Origin of the sequence: Paracoccus sp. (in: a-proteobacteria) (assembly GCF_047973135.1) — a bacterium.
GTDB lineage: Bacteria > Pseudomonadota > Alphaproteobacteria > Rhodobacterales > Rhodobacteraceae > Paracoccus.
The window spans coordinates 1-20424 of record NZ_JBKEBL010000028.1; the positions used below are offsets into that span (position 1 = coordinate 1).

Sequence of the window (20424 nt, forward strand, 5' to 3'; positions counted from 1 at the left end):
CTTGGCGATGGCGATGACAGCTGCGGCGGCCAATGCCGCAGTCACCTTTTCGGCCAGGGATTGCGGCGATGGCGACCCCATGGCCGAATTGAAAGGAGTATGCAGCCATACCGCAAACACGGCGTATATGATCGACGTCCTGTTCGACGCAACTGATGCTCTTGGGGGGGACGCCACCAAGATTTGGGGGCTGGAATTTTCCATTGCCGATACGGATGAAATCCTGAAGGGCAGCAAAACTTTCAGCTTCAGGCATTCTGCCTTTGTCGTGCCCGAGGGCAACGCTGCGGGTGCCCAAAAACTCGGCTTCCGCTATCGCCCGCTGGCCAATCTTGCAGGTGGAAATCTGATTGGCACCCTGTCCTTCACGACGGGGAAAACTCTGGTCAATGACGGCAAGGCCGACATCACGATGGAAGGTTGGGGAAACAACAGAAGGTTCTTCATGCCGACGATAGCGGTAGGCGAATTCGAGGTTCAGCCGAACAACCTTTCGACAATCCCCGTACCCGCACCGGCCCTGCTGATGCTGAGCGGCATGGCGGCCTTCGCCGGTGTCAGGCGCAAGCGCCGGACGTGATCGCAAAGGATGAGGGCGGGCCACAACGTGAAAGCGCAGCGGCCCGCTTTTTCACGTCCTCCGCTGTCCGGATGAGAATGGCCGTGGCATCCGAGGTCTCAAGGGAAAATATAACAATTTCAACATATTAAGGAACCTCGCTTTTTTCCGCTTTCGACTGCTCGGGGGCAGTTTGACGGCCTGACGCCTGCGGGAAGCGGTAACCGTCCGATTTCTCTTTCAATTACCCACAAGTTGTGATGTCCGCGCCGAGTGCGATATCGGCCAGTCTACTCCATCCCCTCCAGATGACCATGTTGCCTGGTGGCGGGTCGCTTTTCCTTGCGAGATATCCGCCGAGGCGGGCGATCACGAGCAGGTAATCGGCCAGCGAGCCACGCCATCACCTCGGGCGTCTTATACGTGGCGTAGTTGTCGAGAACGAGGTGGATGTCGCGCGGCTTGCTGACGGCGCGGTCGATGCGGCGCAGGAACGACAGGAGCTCCTTTGCGCGGTGGCGCGGCATGCAGTCGCCGATGACCGGGCCCGACTCGACGTCGAGCGCGGCGAACAGCGTGGTGGTGCCGTGGCGCTTGCAATCGTGCGCTACTGGAACGTCGAGAAAGAACCGCTGTGGAGTGAGGACAGGCCGACGAACGACACGTCTATGCCGTCGCCGTCGAATGTCAGTGTGTTGTTGCGATATGACCAGCCGGCATCTGCCGCGTTCACATAGCCGTCGCCATTCGTGTCGGGGTTCGTCAGGCGTTGACCGGACGCATAATTCAGTCCCCACATGTCGATCCGGTCGATCTCTCGTTCGAAATCCACGACCATATCGACATCGCCGCCGGTCGAGTTCCTGAAGATGAACAGGTCGCTGCCCGCGCCGCCCTTCAAGGTGTCCGAGCCCGCATCGCCGATCAGCGTGTCGTTGCCTGCGCCGCCATCCATCAGGTCGTTCCCCTCGCGTCCCGAAAAGCGGTTGCCGGCCCCGTCGCCGTAGAAAAGGTCGTTGATTTTTGTGCCGTTGATATTCTCGATGCCGTTGATCCGGTCCACGATACCGTCGTAATAGGGCGCCTTGCTGACATAGCCCAGATCCAGCCGGGCATAGATGCCATAGGACACCGCCATGTAGCCGGCTGGGGCGTTCAGGGCGCCGTAGTCGATCGTATCGACTCCCGCGCCGCCCTCGATCGTGTCATAGGCCCACAGAAGATGCTGTTGGAACGTATCGTTGCCGTCCCCGCCGCGCAGCGTGTCGTTGCCCTCGCCACCGATCAGGACGTCATTGCCCGCCCCGCCATCCAGCAGGTCGTTCCCCGCGCGCCCGTCAAGCCGGTTGCCGATCGCGTCGCCATAGATGTGATCGGTGATGGCCGTTCCGTTGATATGTTCGATCCCGGTCACCGAATCCTTGATACCGCCGTAATAGGGCGCCTTCACGATATAGCCCAGATCCAGCCGGGCATAGATGCCATAGGACACTGCCATGTAGCCGGACGGTTCATTGATCTGGCCATAATCCAGCGTGTCGCCACCAGCGCCGCCGTCGATGCTGTCCACCTCCCAGGACAAGTTCTGCAGGATCACGTCATTGCCACCGCCGCCAAGGATGGTGTCGTTGCCCGTGCCGCCCAGCAATGTATCCCAGCTTGCCCCGCCGTCGATCAGATCGTTGCCGCCCCGGCCCTCGATCCGGTCCCTGCCGTTCTGGCCGACGATGCGGTTGCCGCCATCGTCGCCAAGCAGGTAATCCGCCGTCTCGGAACCACGGATATTCTCGATGGACCGAAGGCTGCTGACATACCGGCCATCGTTGATGCGACCTGCGCCCAGATCGACAGTGATGCCGGTCGTGGTTTCGGCGAAATCGACCCAGTCCGATCCCGTACCGCCATCCAGCGTGTCGTTCCCCGACCCCGAGACCAGCGTGTCGTCGCCATTGCCACCGTAGAGGCCGTCATTGCCGGTCCCGCCATTCAGAAAATCGTTTCCGTTCTCGCCGAAAAGCCGGTCGTCGCTGCCGGTTCCGTGGATGGTGTCGTTGCCGCCAGCCGCGTAGATCGTGGGCCCTGCCCAGCTGTAAATCAGGTCGCCGTAATTGGTCGCCGTGATCACCTCGATCTCCGAATACCGGAAGAGGCCGGCGGCCGAGACCCCTATTTTCGTCGCAGCGTACAGCGTGATTCCGCTGGTCATTTCGGACAAATTCAGCCAATCGATCCCCGCGCCGCCGTTGAACACGCCATAACCATCGGAATCGAACAACTGGTCATTGCCATCGCCGCCATTCAGCCAGTCATAGCCTGCGCCGCCGAAAATCTGGTCGTTGCCAGCATTGCCGTTCAGGACATTGTTGGCCTGATTACCCCTGATGACATCATGACCCGAGCCGCCATTGGCATTCTCGATCAACGAGCGCGCGTCGCCCTTATACTGCAACGCGTTGTAGACATGGCCCCTTGCATAGGTGAACTGCCGCGTTGCAGCGTCATAGGCCAGGATCATCTTGTGTGTGGCGCCGCCGACATCAAGGTCGCTGTAACCGCCCGGTGTCAGGTCGATCGCCAGATTGGTGCCGAAATTCGAGAAATCGTAGGTATCCGTTCCGTTTCCGTCCCAGATCGTGCGAAAGATCGTGCCATCCCTGAGAATCGAGGCATTCGTGTGGCCGGTTCCGACACCGTTCACGGACATTTCGCCGGTTTCGGTTGAAAACGAATAGACCGTATGACCGCTATTATAGTCGAAATTGGCACCATACATGTGCTGAAGACCGGCGATATCCGCAATCATGAAGCTATGCGCATAAAGCGATTGGGTATGACCGCCGCCCGGTGTCGAATTATAGGTCATTATCGAATATTCGGCGCTGTCGTGATTGCCCTGCAGTGCCATATAGCTGCCGGTCGTTGCGTGGCCATGTTTCAGCCCAAGCGCGTGTCCAAGCTCGTGCCCGAGAACGAACATGTCCCAGTTGCCAAGCGAGGGCGCGGCGTAGAAATCTCCGATAAAGACATCGCCACCGGACGGATAGGGGTTCGGCAGGGTCGTGATACCGCCAACGGGGAAGTACATGTTGGCGAATTTCAGCGTCGCTTCCTGGTCTGCGGTCAGCGATCCCTCGGGTCCATCCAGTTCCCGGAAGGTCAGGCCGCTGACGCTGGCGGCCTGATCCAGCCAATAGCGCATCCAGTATTTCTGGGCGGCGTTCATTTCGGCCAGGCCTTCGATGGTTCCCGCAGCATTCGGTCCGTAATCGGCATCTGAATCGGGGAAGCTGTAGGTCAGGTTCGGACTGACCCATGCCAAACTGCTCAGCGTGCCGTCGATCAGATCGTTACCCGTCGGCCCGTCCAGATATCGGAACGGCGTGGCACCGTAATCGATGACGTAATCCTCAAGAAGGGGCCCGCCATCGGCAAGAGCCGCAGTGCCAAGTGCCGCGTATTGCAGGGACTGATAGCTGCCGGTCGCGGTGACGCGACCCGACTGATCCAGATACTGCTCTACCCACAGATTATGCGCGCCATTAAGAAGATTAACAGGAGAGGTTTGGCACATGATGCACATATCAAATCCTTATTTTTACTTGCCTTTTAATTTCAAAAGTCAAATTTTTTGTGCAAGTCAAGCCACTTCCAGCGCACATGGCCAAAAGGACAGTATAGTTAATATTTATGAATTTCCAGGTCAGGCTGACAAATGGCGGGTCCATAGTCTGATGCCGACGAGATCGCGGAAGCCAAGGAAGCTTTCGGCGGTTTTGTCGTAACGGGTGGCCAATCGACGGCTGTTTTTGGGCTTGTCGAAGCAGCGCCCGATCATGTGGGGTCTGATGCCGGAGAGTGCAGAAGCCTATCCTTGCGCAGTTCCGTCTGGTTGTCCTTGACCGGCAGAAGGAAATCGCCGCCATGCCCGGTGATCCTGGCCGCGACCACCCGCGTGCAGAACAGCGCGTCGTCGGTGACGACCTGCCCCGCAAGGTCAATCCGGTCCAGCAACCGCAGCGCATCGGGAAGCTCGAAGCCGCTGCCACGCGACGCCTCATGCCCGAGCGTGGCCTGAAGAGCGGTGCAGAAGGCCGAGACCACATGGAGAGAGGTGGTCCTGTTTTTTTCGACCAGAATGCAGCTCGGTTAAGGTGGATCAGGGTTCCACATCAGGCTGCCATTTTCATGAGTTCCGTTTTGCTGGCATAGATCTCGTCGGGGATCAAGATGCCGTGGGTCGAGTGCGGTCGATCGGCGTTGTATAGCCTGACGACTTTCTTTTGATTATGTTGTCAGGCTATAACCATTTGATTTTACGCTGATGCTGCGCCAATTTGATGATCAAATTGGCTTCCGTCAGCTATAATAGGCCAGCCATTGACCGATACCCTTCCGGGCTTGTGACCCGGTCTCGAAGCCACGCAAGTAGACGCATTCGTATTTCAGCGACCGCCAGAGGCGCTTGATCATGCGATTGTCAATCCAGCGGCCCTTGCCATCCATCGATATCTTCACCTTGGCCTCGTTGAGCTCATCGATCCAATAGCTATACCCATCAGCAAAGCCACGAGACAGAGGCCGTGCGGAGCAGACGACCACAGGCGGCAATATCGTTCATCGGTTTCTCCTCCGCAGCCGGCTTTCCGCAGATTGATCCGTTGATTACCATACTATACATATATCATAATATAGAGTACTAATTACGGACAAGGCCGCGACCGGTCGTCATGACGGTGAAAAAGGGGAAGCGCATGAACCGTGAGGAAGCGATCCGCATGTTGCGCGACGACATAGACGACGACCCGCCGGCGGGCTTTGCCCCGCTGCCGACGGGAACCGGGTTCAACCTCTGGCTCGGCCCGGTCTACGGAAAGATCGAGGATGGCCGCCTGCGCCTGGGGATGCGGATCGGCCGACGGCATCTGAACCCGCATCAGACGACCCATGGCGGCATCATCGCCTCTTTCGCCGATCTCCAGATCTATGCCAGCCAGATGCAGGACCGGGATCTGCGCCACCGGCTGATGCCGACCATCCAGCTTGCCATCGACTATCTGTCGCCTGCGGTCCTGGGCGAATGGCTGGTCGGAGACACAACCCTGCTGAACGCCACCCGCTCGACCCTGTTCCAGCAGACTATCGCCTCGGTCGGCGACCGGCTGGTGTTCCGCTCCAGTGCCATTCACCGGATCACGAAACACAGCGCCCCGGTGGGCAGCAGGGTGGGGGATCTGTTCCCGGCGGCATGACGCCCCGCCGCCGACCGTTGGACAGCGGCGCCAAATCGTGCGACGACAGCTTTCGATGCAACTGGGTGCGAAGGCGACATGGTGCAAGCAAGGACAGCCAAGCCGGCGACTCGACGTCTGCCGCGGGATCAGCGGGTCGCGACGATCCTTCAGGCGGCGCGCGGCGTGCTGCGCGCCCGCGGATCGGAGCAATTCACCACCGCCGAGGTGGCTGAGCATTGCGGCACCTCGGAGGGCACGATCTACAAGTATTTTCCGACCCGCCGCGACCTGCTGTTGCAGGTCGCCGAAAGCTGGTTCGAGGAGTTCCTGGCCGAGGATTATCCCGCGCGCAAGGATGGCCCTATCGGCGAACGGCTGTATCATGTGATCTGGTGGGCGCTGTCGATCATCCGCAGGGAGCCGGCGCTGACGCGGCTTGTCCTGATGGAACTGCGCGCCGATCCCGGCTATCGCGACATGGGCATCTACCAGCAGAACCGGCAGGTGGTGGACCGGGTCATGCAGGTGGTGATGGAAGGGCAGGAGTCCGGCGCGTTTCGCGCCGAGGTCAATCGCAAGCTTGTCCGCGACCTGATCTTCGGCGCGATCGAGCACCAGACCTGGGCCTATCTGCGCGGTCAGGGCGATTTCTCGGTCGATTCTGCGGCAGCCGGCATCACCGAGATCGTGATGCGCGGCCTGCAGGTGGGCGCGCCTGGGGCCGATCCGGTCGCGACGCTGCTGACCCGGTTCGAACGGGTGGCCGACCGGCTGGAGGCGCGGCTGGACAGGGAATGACGATCATGCCCCCGACGCGATCACGCCGGCCTCGGCCAAGGCCGAGATCCTGTCAGCGGCGATGCCCCAGTCCAGCAGGGCGGGCGCGGTCGTGATCCGGGCATCCGGCGGCGGCCCCTGCACCCGTCCCTGCGTGCGGCTGAAGCGCGGTGCCGGGCTGGGTTCGATCACGCCATCGGCTTCGAGATGGGTGTTGCGGGCCCTGGCCGAAAGGTGGTGCGGCGCTTCGTCCATGTCCAGAACCGGCGTCACGCAGGCATCCGTTCCGGCAAAGACCGCCTCCCATTCATCTCGGGTCCGTTCCGCGAAACGCCGGGCGATGGCCGTTCTGAGTTCGTCCCATCGCTGGCGGTCGTTCTGCGGCGGCAGATCCGCCGCATCGAGCCCCAGAAGGGCGATGAAGGTGGCATAGAAGCGCGCCTCCACCGCGCCGACGGCCATCCATCTGTTGTCGCCGGTCTTATAGGTCGTATACCAGGGCGCCCCGCCATCCACGGCATTCGTGCCGCGTTCGAGCGACCAGAAGCGCGCCTGGCGATAGCCCGACAGCATGGACAGCAGGCTGGACACCCCGTCGACCATCGCTGCATCGACGACCTGCCCCCGGCCGGAACCACGGGCCTCGACCAGGGCGGCAAGCAGGCCCATGGCGAGGTAAAGCGAGCCGCCGCCGAAATCGCCGACGAGGTTTAGCGGAACCGTCGGGGCTCCGCCTCTGGGGCCGATCGCTGCAAGGGCGCCGGTCATCGAGATGTAATTGATGTCATGCCCGGCCATGGATGCCATCGGGCCATCCTGCCCCCAACCCGTCATTCGCCCGTAGATCAGCTTTGGGTTGATCGCGTGGCAAATGTCTGGGCCAAGCCCGAGCCGTTCCATCACGCCGGGGCGGAAGCCCTCGATCAGCAGATCCGCCCCGGCGATGAGATCGAGCGTCAGCCCGATCCCCTCGTCGGATTTCAGATCGACGCCGACCGCCCGCTTGGAGCGGTTAAGAAAATCGAACCGGGAATCGATGGCGAAGCCCAGATCGCTGGCGGCAAGCCGCTGCACGCTGATCACATCCGCCCCCATGTCGGCCAGCAGCATCGCGCTGAACGGCGCCGGCCCGATATTCGACATCTCGACGATTCTCACACCTGAAAGCGGTCCCATGATTTTCCCTTGTTGAGTCTAACTTATTATTTCTGCCCCCGGAGATGACCGGTGGCCCAATCTCACGGTATTTCCCTAAAAATTCTCTATAAAAATAGTGCCTTTGCCGGAGGCAGTCAAATACAAATGCTAGCGCACTATCTCGGTTGACTGCTTTATTTAATGAGTTATACTTATTAGTGGCTTCGACATTGCGTGGCCAAGCACGCGGGAGGGGAAATTGGACAAGGAACAGATTATCGGAACCTTCGCTGCGGCGGCTGGCGACCCGTTGGGCTACGCTGCGGCCTGGAAGGCCCGCACCGGAAGGAAGGTGATCGGATCCTTCCCAATGAATTTCCCAGGCGAGCTGGCCCATGCCGCCGACACCCTGCCGATGATCCTTCAGGAAAGCGACGAGGCTATCACCGTCGGTCACGGTGTGCTTTTCCCGTTCTACTGCGGCTATACGCGCTCGATGGTCGATCAGGCGGCGCGGGGGCGCTTCGATGGACTCGACGCCATCATGTTTGGCGACCACTGCGTGCAGCTGCTGGGCATGGCCGACGCGATCCGCATGAAACTGCCGGATACGCGGGTGATCTTCTTTCAGCTGATTTCGTCGATGTGCGATCCCTGGACCCAGGGCCGTTCCGAGGAGACCTTCGCCAAGCTGCGCGAAGAGCTGGAGGATTTCATTGGTGCGCCGGTCCGGGACGACGCCCTCAATGCCTCGATCCGGCTGTTCAACCGCAATCGCCAGCTTCTGCGCAAGCTTTATGACATGCGCCGGACCGGCAGGGCGACGCTGAGCTCGGTCGAGATGCAGCATGTGGTCAAGTCGTCGATGATCATGGACAAGGCCGAACATACCGAACTGGCCGAGGCTCTGGTGCGGCATTTCGAAACCGCATCGGCCGCACCCTCGCGAGAGGTGCGACTGCATCTTTCGGGGCATTTCTGCCAGGCGCCAAAGCCGGAACTGCTGGAGATGATCGAGGAATGCGGAGTCACCATCGTCGGCGACGATCTCTATCACGGCTTGCGCTACATCTCGACCGACGTGCCCCAGGGCGCAAACCCGATTGCCAGTCTGGCCCGCTGGTATCTCGACCGCAATACCGGCGTGCCCTGCCCTACCCGCGTCCAGAACAATGTCGACTGGGACGCCTATCTGCTGAACGCCATGCGCGAGGAGCAAGCCGCCGGCATGATCGTGCTGATGGCCAAGTTCTGCGAACCGCACATGTATTATTACCCCGAGGTCAAGGAGGCCTTCGAAAAGGCCGGGATGCCGCATCTGCTGATCGAGACCGAGCATGAGGGCATGGCGCTGGAAAGCCTCAAGACCCGGGTCGAAACCTTCGTCGAAATCGTCAAGCGCCGCGAAGCCGCCTGAGCCATACCGCGAGAACAGGAGACATGTCATGAACATCGCCGTGCAGCCGACCGAAGGCAAGAAAGCCAACAAGCTGAAATCGACCCGGATCGCGGGCAAGCTCGTCAACGATTACTGGGAAATGGTCTGGCGCGCCAAGAAAGAGGGCAAGCTGATCTGCTGGTACGAGGGATCGGCCATAAACCCCTTCCTCGAAGCCGCCGACATCTGCTGGGTGCATGGCGAGGCCTATTCGGCCATGCTCGCCGCCCGCCACCAAGAGGTGAAGGCGCAGCAGGTGGCCGAGGAACGCGGCTACATGCGCGAACTTTGCTCCTACGCCCGGACGCATCTCGGCTGCGCGGTCTCCAACCAGCGGCTGAAGGGCGACAACGGCGCGGCGGTGCCGGATGACGACGACCTGACCTGGAAACTGCCCGAGCCGGACATGATCATCTCGGCCTATGCCTATTGCTCGACCGGCCAGCAGTGGGACGAGATGACCAGCCGGGTCTTCGGCAAGAAGGTTCCCATCTTCAACGTCTCGATCCCGTGGATCTGGGGCTCGAAGCCCGATGCCGCCTATCTCCAGGGGCAGGAATGGGAAGAGACCTCGGACTACGTGACGCGCCAGCTTCACGACATGATCAGGTTCATCGAGGAGCAGACCGGCAAGCCCTATCCGTGGGACCGTCTCTATGCGCTGATGGCCGACATCAAACGCGCCTCGGAACTGCGTCTGGAGGCGATGGAGCTTTGCACCGCGCAGCCCGCGCCCGCGAGCTTTTTCGACTGGGTCGTCTCGATTGCCCCCATCAACAACCTGCCGGTGGCCGGGGTGAAGGACTATTTCGAGACCGTGCTCGACGAGGTGAAGGGCCGTGTCGCCAGCGGCGAGGGCTGCGTCCCGGACGAAAAGTACCGGCTGTTCTTCGACGGGATCATGAACTGGAACAAGGTCGGCTGGCTGGCCAACAAATTCGCCAATTACGACGCAGCCGTGATTGCCGGGCGCTATACCCACATGGCGTTCTGGCAGGAGCCCGGGCTGATCGACCCCAATGCACCGCTGCGGGGCATGGCGCAGAATTTCCTGATCTGCCCGAACAATCACGCTTCTCCCATCCTGATCAGGCTGATCATGGATCTGTGCCGCAAGTTCCAGGTCGACGGCATGGTGATCCATGCCTCACGCACCTGCCGGGCCTTCACGAACCCGCAATTCCTGATCGCCGAAACCGCGCAGACGGAACTGGGTATCCCGGTCTCGATGTTCGAGGGCGATGTGACCGACGAAAGCTTCTACAAGGACGAGATTCTGAACAGTCGCGTCGAGGCCATGCTGGAGGCAATCGACTCGCGGCGCATGGCGGGTGCCGCCTAGCCACGCGAAAGGAGGAACGGAACATGAAACGCTTTGTCATGGGGGTCGACTTCGGCTCTACCACCGCCAAGACCGTGATCCTCGATCTGGAGGGCCGGCTGGTGGCGCAGTCCGTGGCGCATATGGGCGCGGTCTCGGGCGATGGCGTCAAGGCATCGATCGCCAGCGCGCTTGATCAGGCCGGGCTTGCCCAGGAGGACATGGGGCGCACGGTGTCAACCGGATACGGTCGGCGCATGCTCGACAATGCTGACAAGAACTATACCGAGATCACCTGCCACGCCCGCGGTGCCGTCGCCATGGTGCCCGGTGCCCGGCTGGTCATCGATATCGGCGGGCAGGACAGCAAGGTGATCGCGGTGGACGGAAACGGCCTGGTGGCGCAATTCGCCATGAACGACCGTTGCGCAGCCGGCACCGGCAAGTTTCTCGAAGTCCTGGCACGGGCGGTCGAGGTGGATCTCGACGATCTTGGCGATCTGGCGCTGGAGGCCCAGGAAAAGCTGAAGATTTCGTCGATGTGCGCGACCTTTGCCGAGACCGAGGTGATTTCCCTGCTGGCGGAGGGGCATCCCAAATCCGATGTCATGGGCGCGGTTCATGTCGCAATCGCGGCGCGGACGCTGGGTCTGGTCGGTCGGGTCGGGAAAAAGGGCCCGGTCGTCATGACCGGAGGCGTGGCGCGCAACCCGGCGGCGGTCCACTATATCGAGCAGGCCTTGGAAATGCCGCTGATTTTGCCTGATCGTCCCCAGATCGCGGGCGCGCTTGGCGCGGCGCTGATCGGCCTCGACGATTTCCGTTCCGAGAATCGCCAGATGCTGATCTCGGAAAAGGAGGATATGGCCCGCGAGGAACAGATGCGCGAGGACAAGGCCTGTATCCCCGGTTGCCGCGGCGTTCCCGAACTGGCGGTCGATCCCCGCGAGACGCAGCCTGCGCCGCGCAAGGGTGGCCTGCGGTCGCTGCTGAGCACCCTGCAGAGCAACCTCTGAGGCCGGACATGGAGCGTTTCCCGGCCTTGCGCCTGATCCTGAGGCTGGGGCGGCTTGGTGCCGCAGCCATGGCCTTTGCGATCACCGGGTTGTTCCTCTGCCTGGTCCCTGCCGGGCTGGGCTGGTGGGCGCTGGTCCCTGCGCCCCTGATTCTTGCGGCAAGCTATTTCCTGTTCAAGAGCTATGTCGAGATCATCCAGATAATCACCGAAATGGTGCATTGATCCCGCCCTGCCGCCGACAGGGCGGGAAGGACATTCCATTGCAGGGCCGGTGCGCGGACCGCTGCCGGTCGCGCGCCGCGCCGGATCGCGGATCTTCCTGACGACCGGTCCGGTCTTCATCCCCGCCCATCGCCCCTTTTCCGGACCGGCCGGTATCCTCGGCGGAAGATGTGATTTTTCTTGTTCGCAACAAAATAGTAATGTAACGTATTGAAAGCAGTCATACCGAATGGTACCTGTTAAAATTATCGACCGGGACGCGGGAGACGTCCCGGAATCCAACGGGAGGAACATGATGGGAAAGCTGAGACACTCCGCCTGCGGACTGGCCCTTGCGGTTGCACTGGGCGCCGGCCAGGCCTATGCCGCGCCCCTCGACCTCGTGGTCTGCGATGTCGATGACCGCTCGGGCTCGGCGGCCGATACCGGCATCGAAAGTCTTAATGGCCTGAACATGGTGCTTGAGCCAGTCAATGCCGCGGGCGGCGTCAATGGTCAGCAGATCCGGCTTGTCACTTATGACAGCAAGACCGACCCGCAGCTTGCCGCCAATTTCGGAACGCGCTGCGCCGAGGACGACAAGGCGCTGATCATCATCGGCGGCAGCCCGTCGGCGGTCGCGAACTCGCTGGTGACGGTTGCCAACCAGAACCGGATCCCGCTTTATATCCTCTCTGCCGCCTCGCCGGGCCTGACCGACGATGCGCAGTATCAGTTCCGCTTCGGCCCCAAGGTGACGCAGGATGCGATCGCGGTGGCCGAAGCCCTGGCCCAAGAGGGCGTGAAGAAGGTCGCCATCATCAACAATTCGGTTCCGTTCGGTATCGAGGGCGCGGCCTCGGTGATCGAGGCGCTTGGCGAAAAGGGAATCGCGATCACCACGCAGCAGACCTATGACATCACCGCAGCCGATGTCACGCCGCAGGTGATCAACGTGATGCAGTCCGATCCCGAAGTCGTCCTGATCTACCCCTATCCCGCCGATGGCGCCCGTGTCGTCCGGACCATCCGCCAACTCGGGTTGAGCCAGCCGATCATCATGCCGCGCGTCGGGTTGATGAAGGCGTTTCGCGAACTGGCGGCCAATGCAGGTAACGGCGTCATGGTCCCGTCATCGGTCGATCCCTCGCGCGAGGACGTGACGGCGTTCTTCGATGACTACACCGCAAAGTTCGGTCCGCTTGCGTTGTCGCCCTCGCCGCCCCAGGGGCACGATGCCGGGACGCTTCTGGTCGATATCCTGAAAGACGCCATGGTCCAGGAAAAGATCCAGGCCGGCGACCTTCAGGGCGCGCGCGATGCGATCATCGAGGCGACCCGGCGGCTGGGCAGCTTTGCCGGCCTGCAGGGTCAAAAGGGTGTCAGCTACAACTTTGCGGCGGCTCATCACGGCCCGCCGGATGGCGGCTTCTTTGTCATTGTCGAGGTCGCCAATGACGGCCAAGACCTCGTTCCCGCAGATATCTCGAAGCTTGCTGAATGAGATCGACGGCGGCTGGCGCGCGGCCGTGCCCGCCGCCGGACCGTTGACCCTGGTAGAGATCGGAGTCCGCCCATGTTGATGAAACTCAGCTATCTTCTGCTGGCTGGCCTGACCAACGGCAGCGTCTACGGGCTTATCGCCCTGTCCCTTTCGGTCATCTATGGCGCCTCGCGCGTCATCAATTTCGCCCAAGGCGAGTTCGTGATGCTCGGGGCGATGAGCGCGGTGCTGTTTCTGGTCACGCTGGCCTTGCCCTGGCAGGTCGCGGTGCCCGGCATCCTCGCGCTGGTGGCGGTCGTGGCTCTGGGTGTCGACTATGGTATCTACCGCCCAATGATGAAGCGCCGGGCCGAACCCATGACCATCATGATCGGCACGCTCGCGGGCGCGATCATCATCTACGGGGTCTCGTTTCTGGCCTGGGGGCCGGATCAGCAATTCGTTCCGCCGCTGCTGCCGCTGGTGCCGCTGAAGTTCGGCTTCGTCATCACCAACCTTCAGCAGCTTTCGCTGATCGCGATGTTTGCCGTCTTCCTGCTGCTGACCTGGTATATCCTCTATCGGACCCGCTTTGGCCTTTCGGTCCGGGCAACCGGGGTCGATCCCAAGGTATCGCTTCTCATGGGCATCCGCTCGGAACGGATCGTCCAGTTCACCTTCGTCTATTCCGCCGCCATTTCGGGCATGGCCGGCCTGATGGTCGGCCCGCTGCTGGGCGCCAGCGTCGGCATGGGCCTGCTGCTGACGGTGAAGGGCTTCATGGCCGCGATTCTCGGCGGGCTGGGTTCCCCCTTCGCCGCAGCCGCCGGCGGGCTTGCCATCGGGATGATGGAGGCGCTGATGGCGGGGTTCGGAACCTCGCTTTACGCCGAACCCGCCATCTTCGTCGTGATTCTTCTGGTGCTGATCGTTCGGCCCTACGGCTTGCTGGGCGATTACGAGGCGGAGCGGCGTTGAGATGAGCGAACAGAGCATTCCCGAGGCCCCAAAAGCGCCGTCCCTGCTGCCGGTCATTTTCCTGATCGTGATCGGGGCAGTGGTCCCCCTGCTGCTAAGCAGCGGCTTCCATGTCCGGCTGGCAATGCTGGTCTGGATCTACGCGATCCTCTGCATGGGCTTCAACCTGCAATACGGGTTTTCCGGCCAGATCTCGATGGGTCTGCCAGCATTCTATTCGATCGGCGCCTACGGCTATGCGATGCTGCAATCCATGGCCGGCTGGCCCGCAATCCTGGCCCTGTTCGGCGCGCTTGCCATCGTGGCGGTGATCGCCTTGCTGGTCGCCCTGCCGTTCCTGCGCCTGCGGACGCATTACCTGGCCATGGCCACGCTGGCCTTCATGCTGATCGAGAATGGCGTGGCGAACCGCTGGATCGGCTTCACCGGCGGGCAGAGCGGCGTTGCGGTGCCGCCCCTGCAATGGGGCGGCGAGGATATCGGCCGGACCGGCCTCTACTATGTCGTTCTCGGCATGGCGGTCTGCGTCCTGCTGCTGCACGATTTCCTCGCCCGGTCGCATATCGGCCGCGCCATGCAGGCGATCCGCGACGATGAAACCGCCGCGCAGGCGCTTGGCGTGAGGGTCATCCGGCTGAAGCTGCGCATTCTGGTGCTGTCGGCGGTCATCGCCGCAGTTGCAGGCATCTGTTTCGGCCTGACGTCACTGCGGGTTGACCCTTCGCTGTCCGAATTCCACGTCCTGGTGTCGGTTCTGACCATATCGGTGATGGGGGGCCTCGGAACACGGTTCGGACCCATCATCGGATCGGTGATCGTGGTCCTGCTGCCTCAATTCCTGACCGGCTTCGGCGAGCTGGAAACGGTGATCTATGGCGTGTTCATACTTGTCTTCCTGCTGTTCCTTCCGCACGGCCTGTCGGGCCTGATCGAACGGCAGGACCGACAGCGGTGGCGCGGAAACCAGGGTGCAGCGCCGAGTCGCAGCCAAGAGATCAACGGAGCAACCCGATGACATCCACGCGAGGGACCGGCGGGCCGCTTCCGCTGCTGCAACTGGACGGCGTCGTTCAGAGATTCGGCGGGCTGGTGGCTGTGAACAACGTCTCGTTCATGATCGCGCCCGGCGAGGTGAAGGGCCTGATCGGCCCCAATGGCGCGGGCAAGTCCACGACCTTTGATCTGGTCACGGGCGTCCGCCCCCCCACTTCCGGGGAAATCCACTTCAAGGGCGCGCGGATCACCCAGCAGCCGGCCTATACCCGCAGCCCCATGGGCATGGCCCGCACCTTCCAGATCGTCCGCCTGTTCCGCGGTCTGACGGTTCTGGAAAACGTGCAGATGGGCATGCATCCGGACTTTTCGGACCGGATCGTGCCGTCGATCCTTGGCAATGCGCGACGTCGCGCGACCGAAGCGGAAAGCCGCAAGCGCGGCATGAAACTGCTCGATTTCGTCGGCCTGGCCGACCGGGCGGACGAGCGGATCGAGGCGCTGACGCTGGGACAGATCCGGCTGGTGGATATCGCGCGGGCGCTGGCATCAGGCCCCGAACTGCTGATGCTGGACGAGCCGGCCGCCGGACTCAACGATGTCGAAACCCGCAATCTAGCGGAAATGCTGGCCCTGCTGAAAAAGCGCGGAATGAGCATGCTGCTGGTCGAGCACGACATCGACTTCATCATGTCCACCTGCGACACGATCGTGGTCATGGATCACGGCACCAAGATCGCCGATGGCACGCCGGCCGAGGTCAGCCAGAACCGCGAGGTGATCGCGGCTTATATCGGACAGAGGGCCGCAGATGCTACGCTTTGACAAGATTACCGCCGGATACCATTCCTCCATCGCCCTCGACGCCGTGACGCTTGCGGTACCCAAGGGCAGGATCGTGTCGATCGTGGGGGCCAATGGCGCCGGAAAATCGACGACGATCAATACCATCTCAAGGCTGGTGACGACCTATTCGGGAAGCATCTGGTTCGAGGATCGCGACATCACCCGCCTGAAACCGGCGGATGTGGTGGAACTGGGCATCGTGCAGGTGCCCGAAGGCAGGCAGCTTTTCGCGCCGCTGACGGTCGAGGAAAATCTGCGGCTGGGCTTCCATCGCCTGGCCCGGCGACCCGATGCGGCGGCCCGCTATCGGGAACGGCTGGACTATGTGCTCGATCTCTTTCCGGTGATGAAGGAGCGGCTGACCCAACGCGCGGGCACGATGTCGGGCGGCGAACAGCAAATGGTCGCGGTTTCGCGCGCCTTGATGGCCGAGCCGAAGCTCTTGATGTTGGACGAACCGAGCCTTGGCCTTGCGCCCATGGTGGTGGACAAGATTTTCGAGATCCTGGATCGCCTGCGCGATGATGGCCTGACCATTCTGCTGGTAGAGCAGCACGCCGATGCCGCGCTGAAGCTTGCCGATTACGGCTATGTGCTGGCGGTCGGGCGTGTCAGCGCCGAAGGTTCCGGCGAGGATTTGCGCAATGATCCGACCCTGCACCACAGCTATCTGGGCAAGGTCGCGGCCCATGCGTGACATGCATGACCGATCCGACGCATGGGCGCGGGCCTATAGAATGACGACTTTCCTTTGATTGTGTTGTCAGGATATAACCATTTGATTCTACGCTGATCCTTTGCCTATTTGTTGATCAAATCGGCTTCCGTCAGCTATAGTGGATTGAATCCAACATTTGGAACCCTCGGTTTCTTGCAGCGATGGTATCGTCCGGATTGGCCCGCCAGACGAAGGGCTTTGCTTCGGTTTCGTTGTGCTCGGCGATGAAACGGGTGATGGCATCCTCCAGTTCGGCGACAGAGCGGAACACCCCGCGTTTGAGACGCCGCCGCGTCAGCTTGGCAAAGAAGCCCTCGACGGCGTTGAGCCAGGAGGCGGAGGTCGCCGCGTGCGGCGGCGGGGACTGCGTCAGACGGATCAGCTCCGCCACCTTGCCTGCCCCGGTTATCGGCGTTCCCGGTTTTCGGCGTCTCGGGCGGGCGGGTCTTCTCGCGCAGCAACCCATCAACGCCCTCGGCCAGAAACCGCGCCTGCCAGCGCCAGACGGTTGTATTCGACGTGCCGCTGGCCGCACCGATTGCCGTCGTTCCCAAGCCCTCGGCACCGAGAAGAACGATCCGGCAACGCCAGACATGCCGCTGCGGCGTGGAGGGGCGGGGCGGGAGACGATGCCCTCAAGGCGTTTCCGGTCCTCGGGCGTGACATGAAAAGGATCTCGTTTGCGCATCATTCCCGTGTCGCATAAATGGTGGCAGATGTCTCGATCAATTCAATAGCAGTAAAGGACGGACTGCCGGCGCAGGGAAAACATCACGGCATCAACCGCAAGACACGGTCACTCGACGATCACACCGGCTTTTCAGCGGCCTGTTAATCGCAGATCGTGCCGGATGTCTGGCCAAGCCTGGCCGGTTCAATCCTCAGGTCTCTTTGTGGCAAGCGGGCGCTGAAAGGCGTTCAATTGGCTGCGGCACATGGGCCGCAGCGAGCCGCTTTGACGCGTCAGCGCGCGGTATGTCGCGACCAGAACTGCTGCGAATGCCAGCGCTCCCCAGAGGCCCCCGGCAAACATCCCGACAAGGATCGTCGCCGCGATGGCGGCGGCAATCATCAAGACGGAAAAGGTGATCGCAAGGGTTTCCATGCCATCAATGTTATCGGTATCCCGGATTATCGACAAGGGCGCAGCCATGGCAGCCAAACGCATGGAAACGCAACTGACATCAAGGCGGTTGACCATTACTCCGACACGCAGAAAAACATGCGGACGGTCACTGGCCGCTTTGCTGACGGCGTGCATACCGAACCGGGCAGTCTGCAAAAGATGCGCGGATCGCGGGCGCTGATCGAGGACTTCAGGACCGCGCGCGGAATGAGCAGGACGGAACGCCCGACACTGGCCATGTCGCACGCATTCAATCACGCCGCGAACAAAGCCGAACGGCTGCGCCGCGCGCTGGCAGTTGCGACTTCTGCCTTTGATCGGCTAATGGACCGCATGACGCGCCCGGAGACCATGCAGACCTGCATCGGCGATGCTGCCCTTCATGCCCGGAAGCCGCCAATCATTTGGGTGACGGGGATCCACGACGCCATCATGATCCACGACGCGCGCAAGGGCCAGACCGCAAAGCTTCAGCATGTGGTGCCAGTCGCGCCCATTGCGGGCAGGGCGCGACATCTCCAATGCATTATTCGCGGGGCACGACGAGGGCGGTATCGCCTGGGGCCCCGACCGGAAACTGGAAGGCCGCAAATCTCGTCAAGACGTGACATCACTGTAAACGCCGGACGCCTACCGGAAGTTCAACCTGATGCGCCGTGGCAGGGCATGGAGACGCGGCCTGCCGTCAAACCCGCCCTGCCGCCATCTCTGCCGCCAGATGTCGGCAGGCGCGCAGGGTCAGGGCCATCAGGGTCAGCGTCGTTCCCGTCACTCCGCCCCCGGCAAAGGCGCTGGCATCCGTGACCAGCAGATTCGGCGCGTCCCAGCACTGGTTCCACGGGTTCAGGACCGAATCTGCTGGCGATATGCCCATTCTGGCCCCGCCGCTTTCGTGAATTGCCGCGCCCATGATCATGCTGCGGCAAAACATCTGGCGGAACAGAAAACGGCTTAGCCGGCCCTCGCGGCAATAGGCACCGCGCCCCCATTCCCTAAGCCCCAAAGGCGAACCGATGAAATCCAGACGTCCGCCGGCGGTCTCGACGATGTCCTGAAGCGTCTGGCATTGCCGGTGCAGGTTCCGGGTATCCCGGCAGCCCATCTTGCAACGGATATGGGGCACGGGAATGCCGCAGGCATCCTTGCGGCGCGGGTCCAGCGTGATGCGGTTGCCGGGGTCGGGCTGCATTTCGCCAAATCCGAAAAAGGCCAGGCGGGCAGGCTGATCGGCCCGGACCTCGGCCCGTCCGACCAGCCCCTGAAAGGCGAAGTCGTGCCCGTCGCTGCGCGGAATAAAGATGCCGCCGGTCGTATCGTAAAAGGGATCACGCGGGGCCAGCGGGTCGGCAAAGCTGCCGCTGGCCTCTGGAAATTCGCCCTGTGCGACCAGAGGAAGCTGGTCCTGGAAATACCGGCCAAGCTGGTCGTGACTGTTACCGATCCCGTCGGGGTGCCGGACGCCACGGGAATTCAGCAGCAGCCGGACCGATTCGATCGACGAGGCGCACAGCACCACTGCCCGCGCCCGCGCGAGCCGGATGATTCCGCTTGAGGCTTCGGTGAAGGCGACGCCGGTTGCCCGTCCATTTCGCGGGTCGGTCAGAACCTTGCAGGCCGCCGCTCCGTTCAGCAGGGTCAGCCGGCCCGTGGCAAGCGCGTTTCGCAACGGGCGGTGCAGTCGCTCGGGGTCGGGCGCGACATAGCGCCACGCGACGACGCGCTGTCCGGGTCGCGCCGCCTCGACCCGCGCCTTGAACAGCGCCTCGGCCGGGGTCAGCCCCGAGGGGCGCGCATAGACGCCATCGGGCATGCTGGCGACCCTGTCGCGGTTGCCCTGCACCTCAAGCGCGGTTTCGACCTCGTCATAATAGGGGGCAAGATCGGCATAGCGGATCGGCCAGTCGCAGCCAAAGCCGCGCAGGGTTCGGCTTTGAAATTCCGCGTCGGACCAGCGCATCAGCACCCGCCCGAAACTGTGCAGCCGCCCGCCGCGCTGCCGCCCCCGGATCCACAGATAGGGCGCGTCTCTGGGCGCGGTATAGGGGTTGCGACGGTCATTGACAAAGAAATGCGCCTGCCAACGGCGATAGAACACCGCACGCGACTGGATCGGCTGGCCGCGCAGCATGGTCATGGCGCGGGCAGAGACATTCAGCCCGGCTTTCGCGCCGGATTTCAGCGCCGGGTCAAAATCCCGTGCCTGCAGGGCCGGCCCGGCCTCAAGCATCAGCACATCAAGGCCCTGCGCGGTCAGCTCGCTGGCGGCGAACATGCCCGAGGCGCCCGATCCGACGATCAGCGCGTCATAAATTCTGTCCGAAAGCTTGCCGGTCATCGGTCCGCCGCCATCCTGACAGATCTGATCCGGCATGGCAGCGCTGTGAATGCGCCGAACGGGATAGGTTTCATGGTCTTGCCTCCGAAAATGTTCCGGGCCGTGGCCCGTGACGGCGCTACCGCTGAAACTGCGAACGAAGGAAATATGCTGAAAAGACGGCACTGTTATCGATCACATACCTTCAGACGACAAGGGGTTGCATGCGCCCCTATCCGTTCGCCCTGACCGTGCCGAAACGGACAGTCGGTTCCGGAATCGGC

The 20424-nt window shown here is 62.0% G+C and carries 18 protein-coding genes and 5 pseudogenes; 12 read left to right on the forward strand and 11 right to left on the reverse strand.

Features of this window, described 5'->3' with window-relative positions; genetic code table 11:
• Positions 1-580, forward strand: a 580-nt coding sequence (locus ACK5L9_RS02165; RefSeq protein ID WP_416909807.1) for a VPLPA-CTERM sorting domain-containing protein, incomplete at its 5' end; no start/stop codon positions are given.
• Between the two features lie 371 nt (positions 581-951).
• Here the strand turns inward: ACK5L9_RS02165 and ACK5L9_RS02170 are convergent.
• The 5 genes and pseudogenes from ACK5L9_RS02170 to ACK5L9_RS02190 form a co-directional block, all read right to left on the reverse strand.
• A pseudogene (locus tag ACK5L9_RS02170) lies at positions 952-1170 on the reverse strand (IS630 family transposase); the annotation flags it as partial.
• Positions 1167-4139 (reverse strand): M10 family metallopeptidase C-terminal domain-containing protein, encoded by a 2973-nt coding sequence (locus tag ACK5L9_RS02175; protein WP_416909808.1) that lies wholly within the window; start codon positions 4137-4139, stop codon positions 1167-1169. The gene ACK5L9_RS02175 and the pseudogene ACK5L9_RS02170, both read right to left, overlap by 4 nt.
• Before the next feature lie 120 nt (positions 4140-4259).
• A pseudogene (locus ACK5L9_RS02180) lies at positions 4260-4397 on the reverse strand (IS5/IS1182 family transposase); the annotation flags it as partial.
• The gene (locus ACK5L9_RS02185) at positions 4391-4660 is read right to left on the reverse strand and encodes a hypothetical protein (RefSeq protein ID WP_416909809.1); all 270 of its coding nucleotides are present in this window, start codon (positions 4658-4660) and stop codon (positions 4391-4393) included. The gene ACK5L9_RS02185 and the pseudogene ACK5L9_RS02180, both read right to left, overlap by 7 nt.
• A gap of 258 nt (positions 4661-4918) precedes the next feature.
• Positions 4919-5071: pseudogene (locus ACK5L9_RS02190) on the reverse strand (integrase core domain-containing protein); the annotation flags it as partial.
• Between the two features lie 239 nt (positions 5072-5310).
• On the opposite strand from ACK5L9_RS02190, the gene ACK5L9_RS02195 reads away from it, so the two are divergent.
• Positions 5311-5808 (forward strand): PaaI family thioesterase, encoded by a 498-nt coding sequence (locus tag ACK5L9_RS02195; RefSeq protein WP_416909810.1) that lies wholly within the window; start codon positions 5311-5313, stop codon positions 5806-5808.
• Between the two features lie 78 nt (positions 5809-5886).
• The gene (locus ACK5L9_RS02200; protein WP_416909811.1) at positions 5887-6588 is read left to right on the forward strand and encodes a TetR/AcrR family transcriptional regulator; all 702 of its coding nucleotides are present in this window, start codon (positions 5887-5889) and stop codon (positions 6586-6588) included.
• A gap of 3 nt (positions 6589-6591) precedes the next feature.
• On the opposite strand, the gene ACK5L9_RS02205 is transcribed toward ACK5L9_RS02200, so the two are convergent.
• Positions 6592-7743 (reverse strand): CaiB/BaiF CoA transferase family protein, encoded by a 1152-nt coding sequence (locus tag ACK5L9_RS02205; protein ID WP_416909812.1) that lies wholly within the window; start codon positions 7741-7743, stop codon positions 6592-6594.
• A gap of 331 nt (positions 7744-8074) precedes the next feature.
• Here ACK5L9_RS02205 and ACK5L9_RS02210 point away from each other — a divergent pair, with 331 nt between their 5' ends.
• From ACK5L9_RS02210 to ACK5L9_RS02250, 9 genes are all read left to right on the forward strand, one after another.
• Positions 8075-9121 (forward strand): 2-hydroxyacyl-CoA dehydratase subunit D, encoded by a 1047-nt coding sequence (locus ACK5L9_RS02210; RefSeq protein ID WP_416909813.1) that lies wholly within the window; start codon positions 8075-8077, stop codon positions 9119-9121.
• A gap of 28 nt (positions 9122-9149) precedes the next feature.
• On the forward strand, positions 9150-10484 hold the full coding sequence (locus ACK5L9_RS02215) for a 2-hydroxyacyl-CoA dehydratase subunit D (RefSeq protein WP_416909814.1): 1335 nt from the start codon (positions 9150-9152) through the stop codon (positions 10482-10484).
• Between the two features lie 23 nt (positions 10485-10507).
• A complete protein-coding gene (locus tag ACK5L9_RS02220; protein WP_416909815.1) occupies positions 10508-11479 on the forward strand; it encodes an acyl-CoA dehydratase activase in 972 nt (323 codons plus the stop codon).
• Positions 11480-11487: 8 nt separating this feature from the next.
• Complete coding sequence (locus ACK5L9_RS02225) at positions 11488-11703, forward strand: hypothetical protein (protein WP_416909816.1); 216 nt, start codon at positions 11488-11490, stop codon at positions 11701-11703.
• Between the two features lie 292 nt (positions 11704-11995).
• Positions 11996-13186 carry an ABC transporter substrate-binding protein gene (locus ACK5L9_RS02230; RefSeq protein WP_416909817.1) on the forward strand — a complete coding sequence of 397 codons (1191 nt, stop codon included), beginning with the start codon at positions 11996-11998 and terminating at the stop codon, positions 13184-13186.
• Between the two features lie 72 nt (positions 13187-13258).
• Positions 13259-14143, forward strand: coding sequence for a branched-chain amino acid ABC transporter permease (locus ACK5L9_RS02235; RefSeq protein ID WP_416909818.1), 885 nt, complete (start codon positions 13259-13261; stop codon positions 14141-14143).
• A 1-nt stretch (position 14144) separates the two neighbouring features.
• Positions 14145-15158 carry a branched-chain amino acid ABC transporter permease gene (locus tag ACK5L9_RS02240; protein WP_416909819.1) on the forward strand — a complete coding sequence of 338 codons (1014 nt, stop codon included), beginning with the start codon at positions 14145-14147 and terminating at the stop codon, positions 15156-15158.
• Complete coding sequence (locus ACK5L9_RS02245) at positions 15155-15961, forward strand: ABC transporter ATP-binding protein (protein ID WP_416909820.1); 807 nt, start codon at positions 15155-15157, stop codon at positions 15959-15961. The genes ACK5L9_RS02240 and ACK5L9_RS02245 overlap by 4 nt, the downstream gene beginning before the upstream one ends.
• The gene (locus ACK5L9_RS02250; RefSeq protein WP_416909821.1) at positions 15948-16679 is read left to right on the forward strand and encodes an ABC transporter ATP-binding protein; all 732 of its coding nucleotides are present in this window, start codon (positions 15948-15950) and stop codon (positions 16677-16679) included. Before ACK5L9_RS02245 ends, ACK5L9_RS02250 begins: the two co-directional genes overlap by 14 nt.
• Before the next feature lie 130 nt (positions 16680-16809).
• Here ACK5L9_RS02250 and ACK5L9_RS02255 read toward each other — a convergent pair.
• From ACK5L9_RS02255 to ACK5L9_RS02275, 5 genes and pseudogenes are all read right to left on the reverse strand, one after another.
• Positions 16810-17043 (reverse strand): annotated as a pseudogene (locus ACK5L9_RS02255) (IS630 family transposase); the annotation flags it as partial.
• Between the two features lie 127 nt (positions 17044-17170).
• Positions 17171-17254: pseudogene (locus ACK5L9_RS02260) on the reverse strand (hypothetical protein); the annotation flags it as partial.
• 320 nt (positions 17255-17574) lie between these two features.
• Positions 17575-17961, reverse strand: a complete 387-nt coding sequence (locus ACK5L9_RS02265) for a hypothetical protein (RefSeq protein WP_416909822.1) — start codon at positions 17959-17961, stop codon at positions 17575-17577.
• A gap of 186 nt (positions 17962-18147) precedes the next feature.
• On the reverse strand, positions 18148-18342 hold the full coding sequence (locus tag ACK5L9_RS02270; RefSeq protein ID WP_416909823.1) for a hypothetical protein: 195 nt from the start codon (positions 18340-18342) through the stop codon (positions 18148-18150).
• Between the two features lie 169 nt (positions 18343-18511).
• A complete protein-coding gene (locus ACK5L9_RS02275; protein ID WP_416909824.1) occupies positions 18512-20197 on the reverse strand; it encodes a GMC oxidoreductase in 1686 nt (561 codons plus the stop codon).
• Positions 20198-20424: the final 227 nt, after the last annotated feature.

What these genes read in the sequence shown, in the direction of transcription:
- ACK5L9_RS02275 (WP_416909824.1), bottom strand. Translation starts at nt 20,197, where the DNA reads ATGCCGGATCAGATCTGTCAGGATGGCGGCGGACCGATGACCGGCAAG.
- ACK5L9_RS02205 (WP_416909812.1), bottom strand. Translation starts at nt 7,743, where the DNA reads ATGGGACCGCTTTCAGGTGTGAGAATCGTCGAGATGTCGAATATCGGG.
- ACK5L9_RS02175 (WP_416909808.1), bottom strand. Translation starts at nt 4,139, where the DNA reads ATGTGCATCATGTGCCAAACCTCTCCTGTTAATCTTCTTAATGGCGCG.
- ACK5L9_RS02210 (WP_416909813.1), top strand. Translation starts at nt 8,075, where the DNA reads ATGAATTTCCCAGGCGAGCTGGCCCATGCCGCCGACACCCTGCCGATG.
- ACK5L9_RS02240 (WP_416909819.1), top strand. Translation starts at nt 14,145, where the DNA reads ATGAGCGAACAGAGCATTCCCGAGGCCCCAAAAGCGCCGTCCCTGCTG.
- ACK5L9_RS02215 (WP_416909814.1), top strand. Translation starts at nt 9,150, where the DNA reads ATGAACATCGCCGTGCAGCCGACCGAAGGCAAGAAAGCCAACAAGCTG.
- ACK5L9_RS02225 (WP_416909816.1), top strand. Translation starts at nt 11,488, where the DNA reads ATGGAGCGTTTCCCGGCCTTGCGCCTGATCCTGAGGCTGGGGCGGCTT.
- ACK5L9_RS02265 (WP_416909822.1), bottom strand. Translation starts at nt 17,961, where the DNA reads ATGCACGCCGTCAGCAAAGCGGCCAGTGACCGTCCGCATGTTTTTCTG.
- ACK5L9_RS02250 (WP_416909821.1), top strand. Translation starts at nt 15,948, where the DNA reads ATGCTACGCTTTGACAAGATTACCGCCGGATACCATTCCTCCATCGCC.
- ACK5L9_RS02270 (WP_416909823.1), bottom strand. Translation starts at nt 18,342, where the DNA reads ATGTCGCGCCCTGCCCGCAATGGGCGCGACTGGCACCACATGCTGAAG.
- ACK5L9_RS02245 (WP_416909820.1), top strand. Translation starts at nt 15,155, where the DNA reads ATGACATCCACGCGAGGGACCGGCGGGCCGCTTCCGCTGCTGCAACTG.
- ACK5L9_RS02220 (WP_416909815.1), top strand. Translation starts at nt 10,508, where the DNA reads ATGAAACGCTTTGTCATGGGGGTCGACTTCGGCTCTACCACCGCCAAG.
- ACK5L9_RS02235 (WP_416909818.1), top strand. Translation starts at nt 13,259, where the DNA reads ATGTTGATGAAACTCAGCTATCTTCTGCTGGCTGGCCTGACCAACGGC.
- ACK5L9_RS02200 (WP_416909811.1), top strand. Translation starts at nt 5,887, where the DNA reads ATGGTGCAAGCAAGGACAGCCAAGCCGGCGACTCGACGTCTGCCGCGG.
- ACK5L9_RS02195 (WP_416909810.1), top strand. Translation starts at nt 5,311, where the DNA reads ATGAACCGTGAGGAAGCGATCCGCATGTTGCGCGACGACATAGACGAC.
- ACK5L9_RS02230 (WP_416909817.1), top strand. Translation starts at nt 11,996, where the DNA reads ATGATGGGAAAGCTGAGACACTCCGCCTGCGGACTGGCCCTTGCGGTT.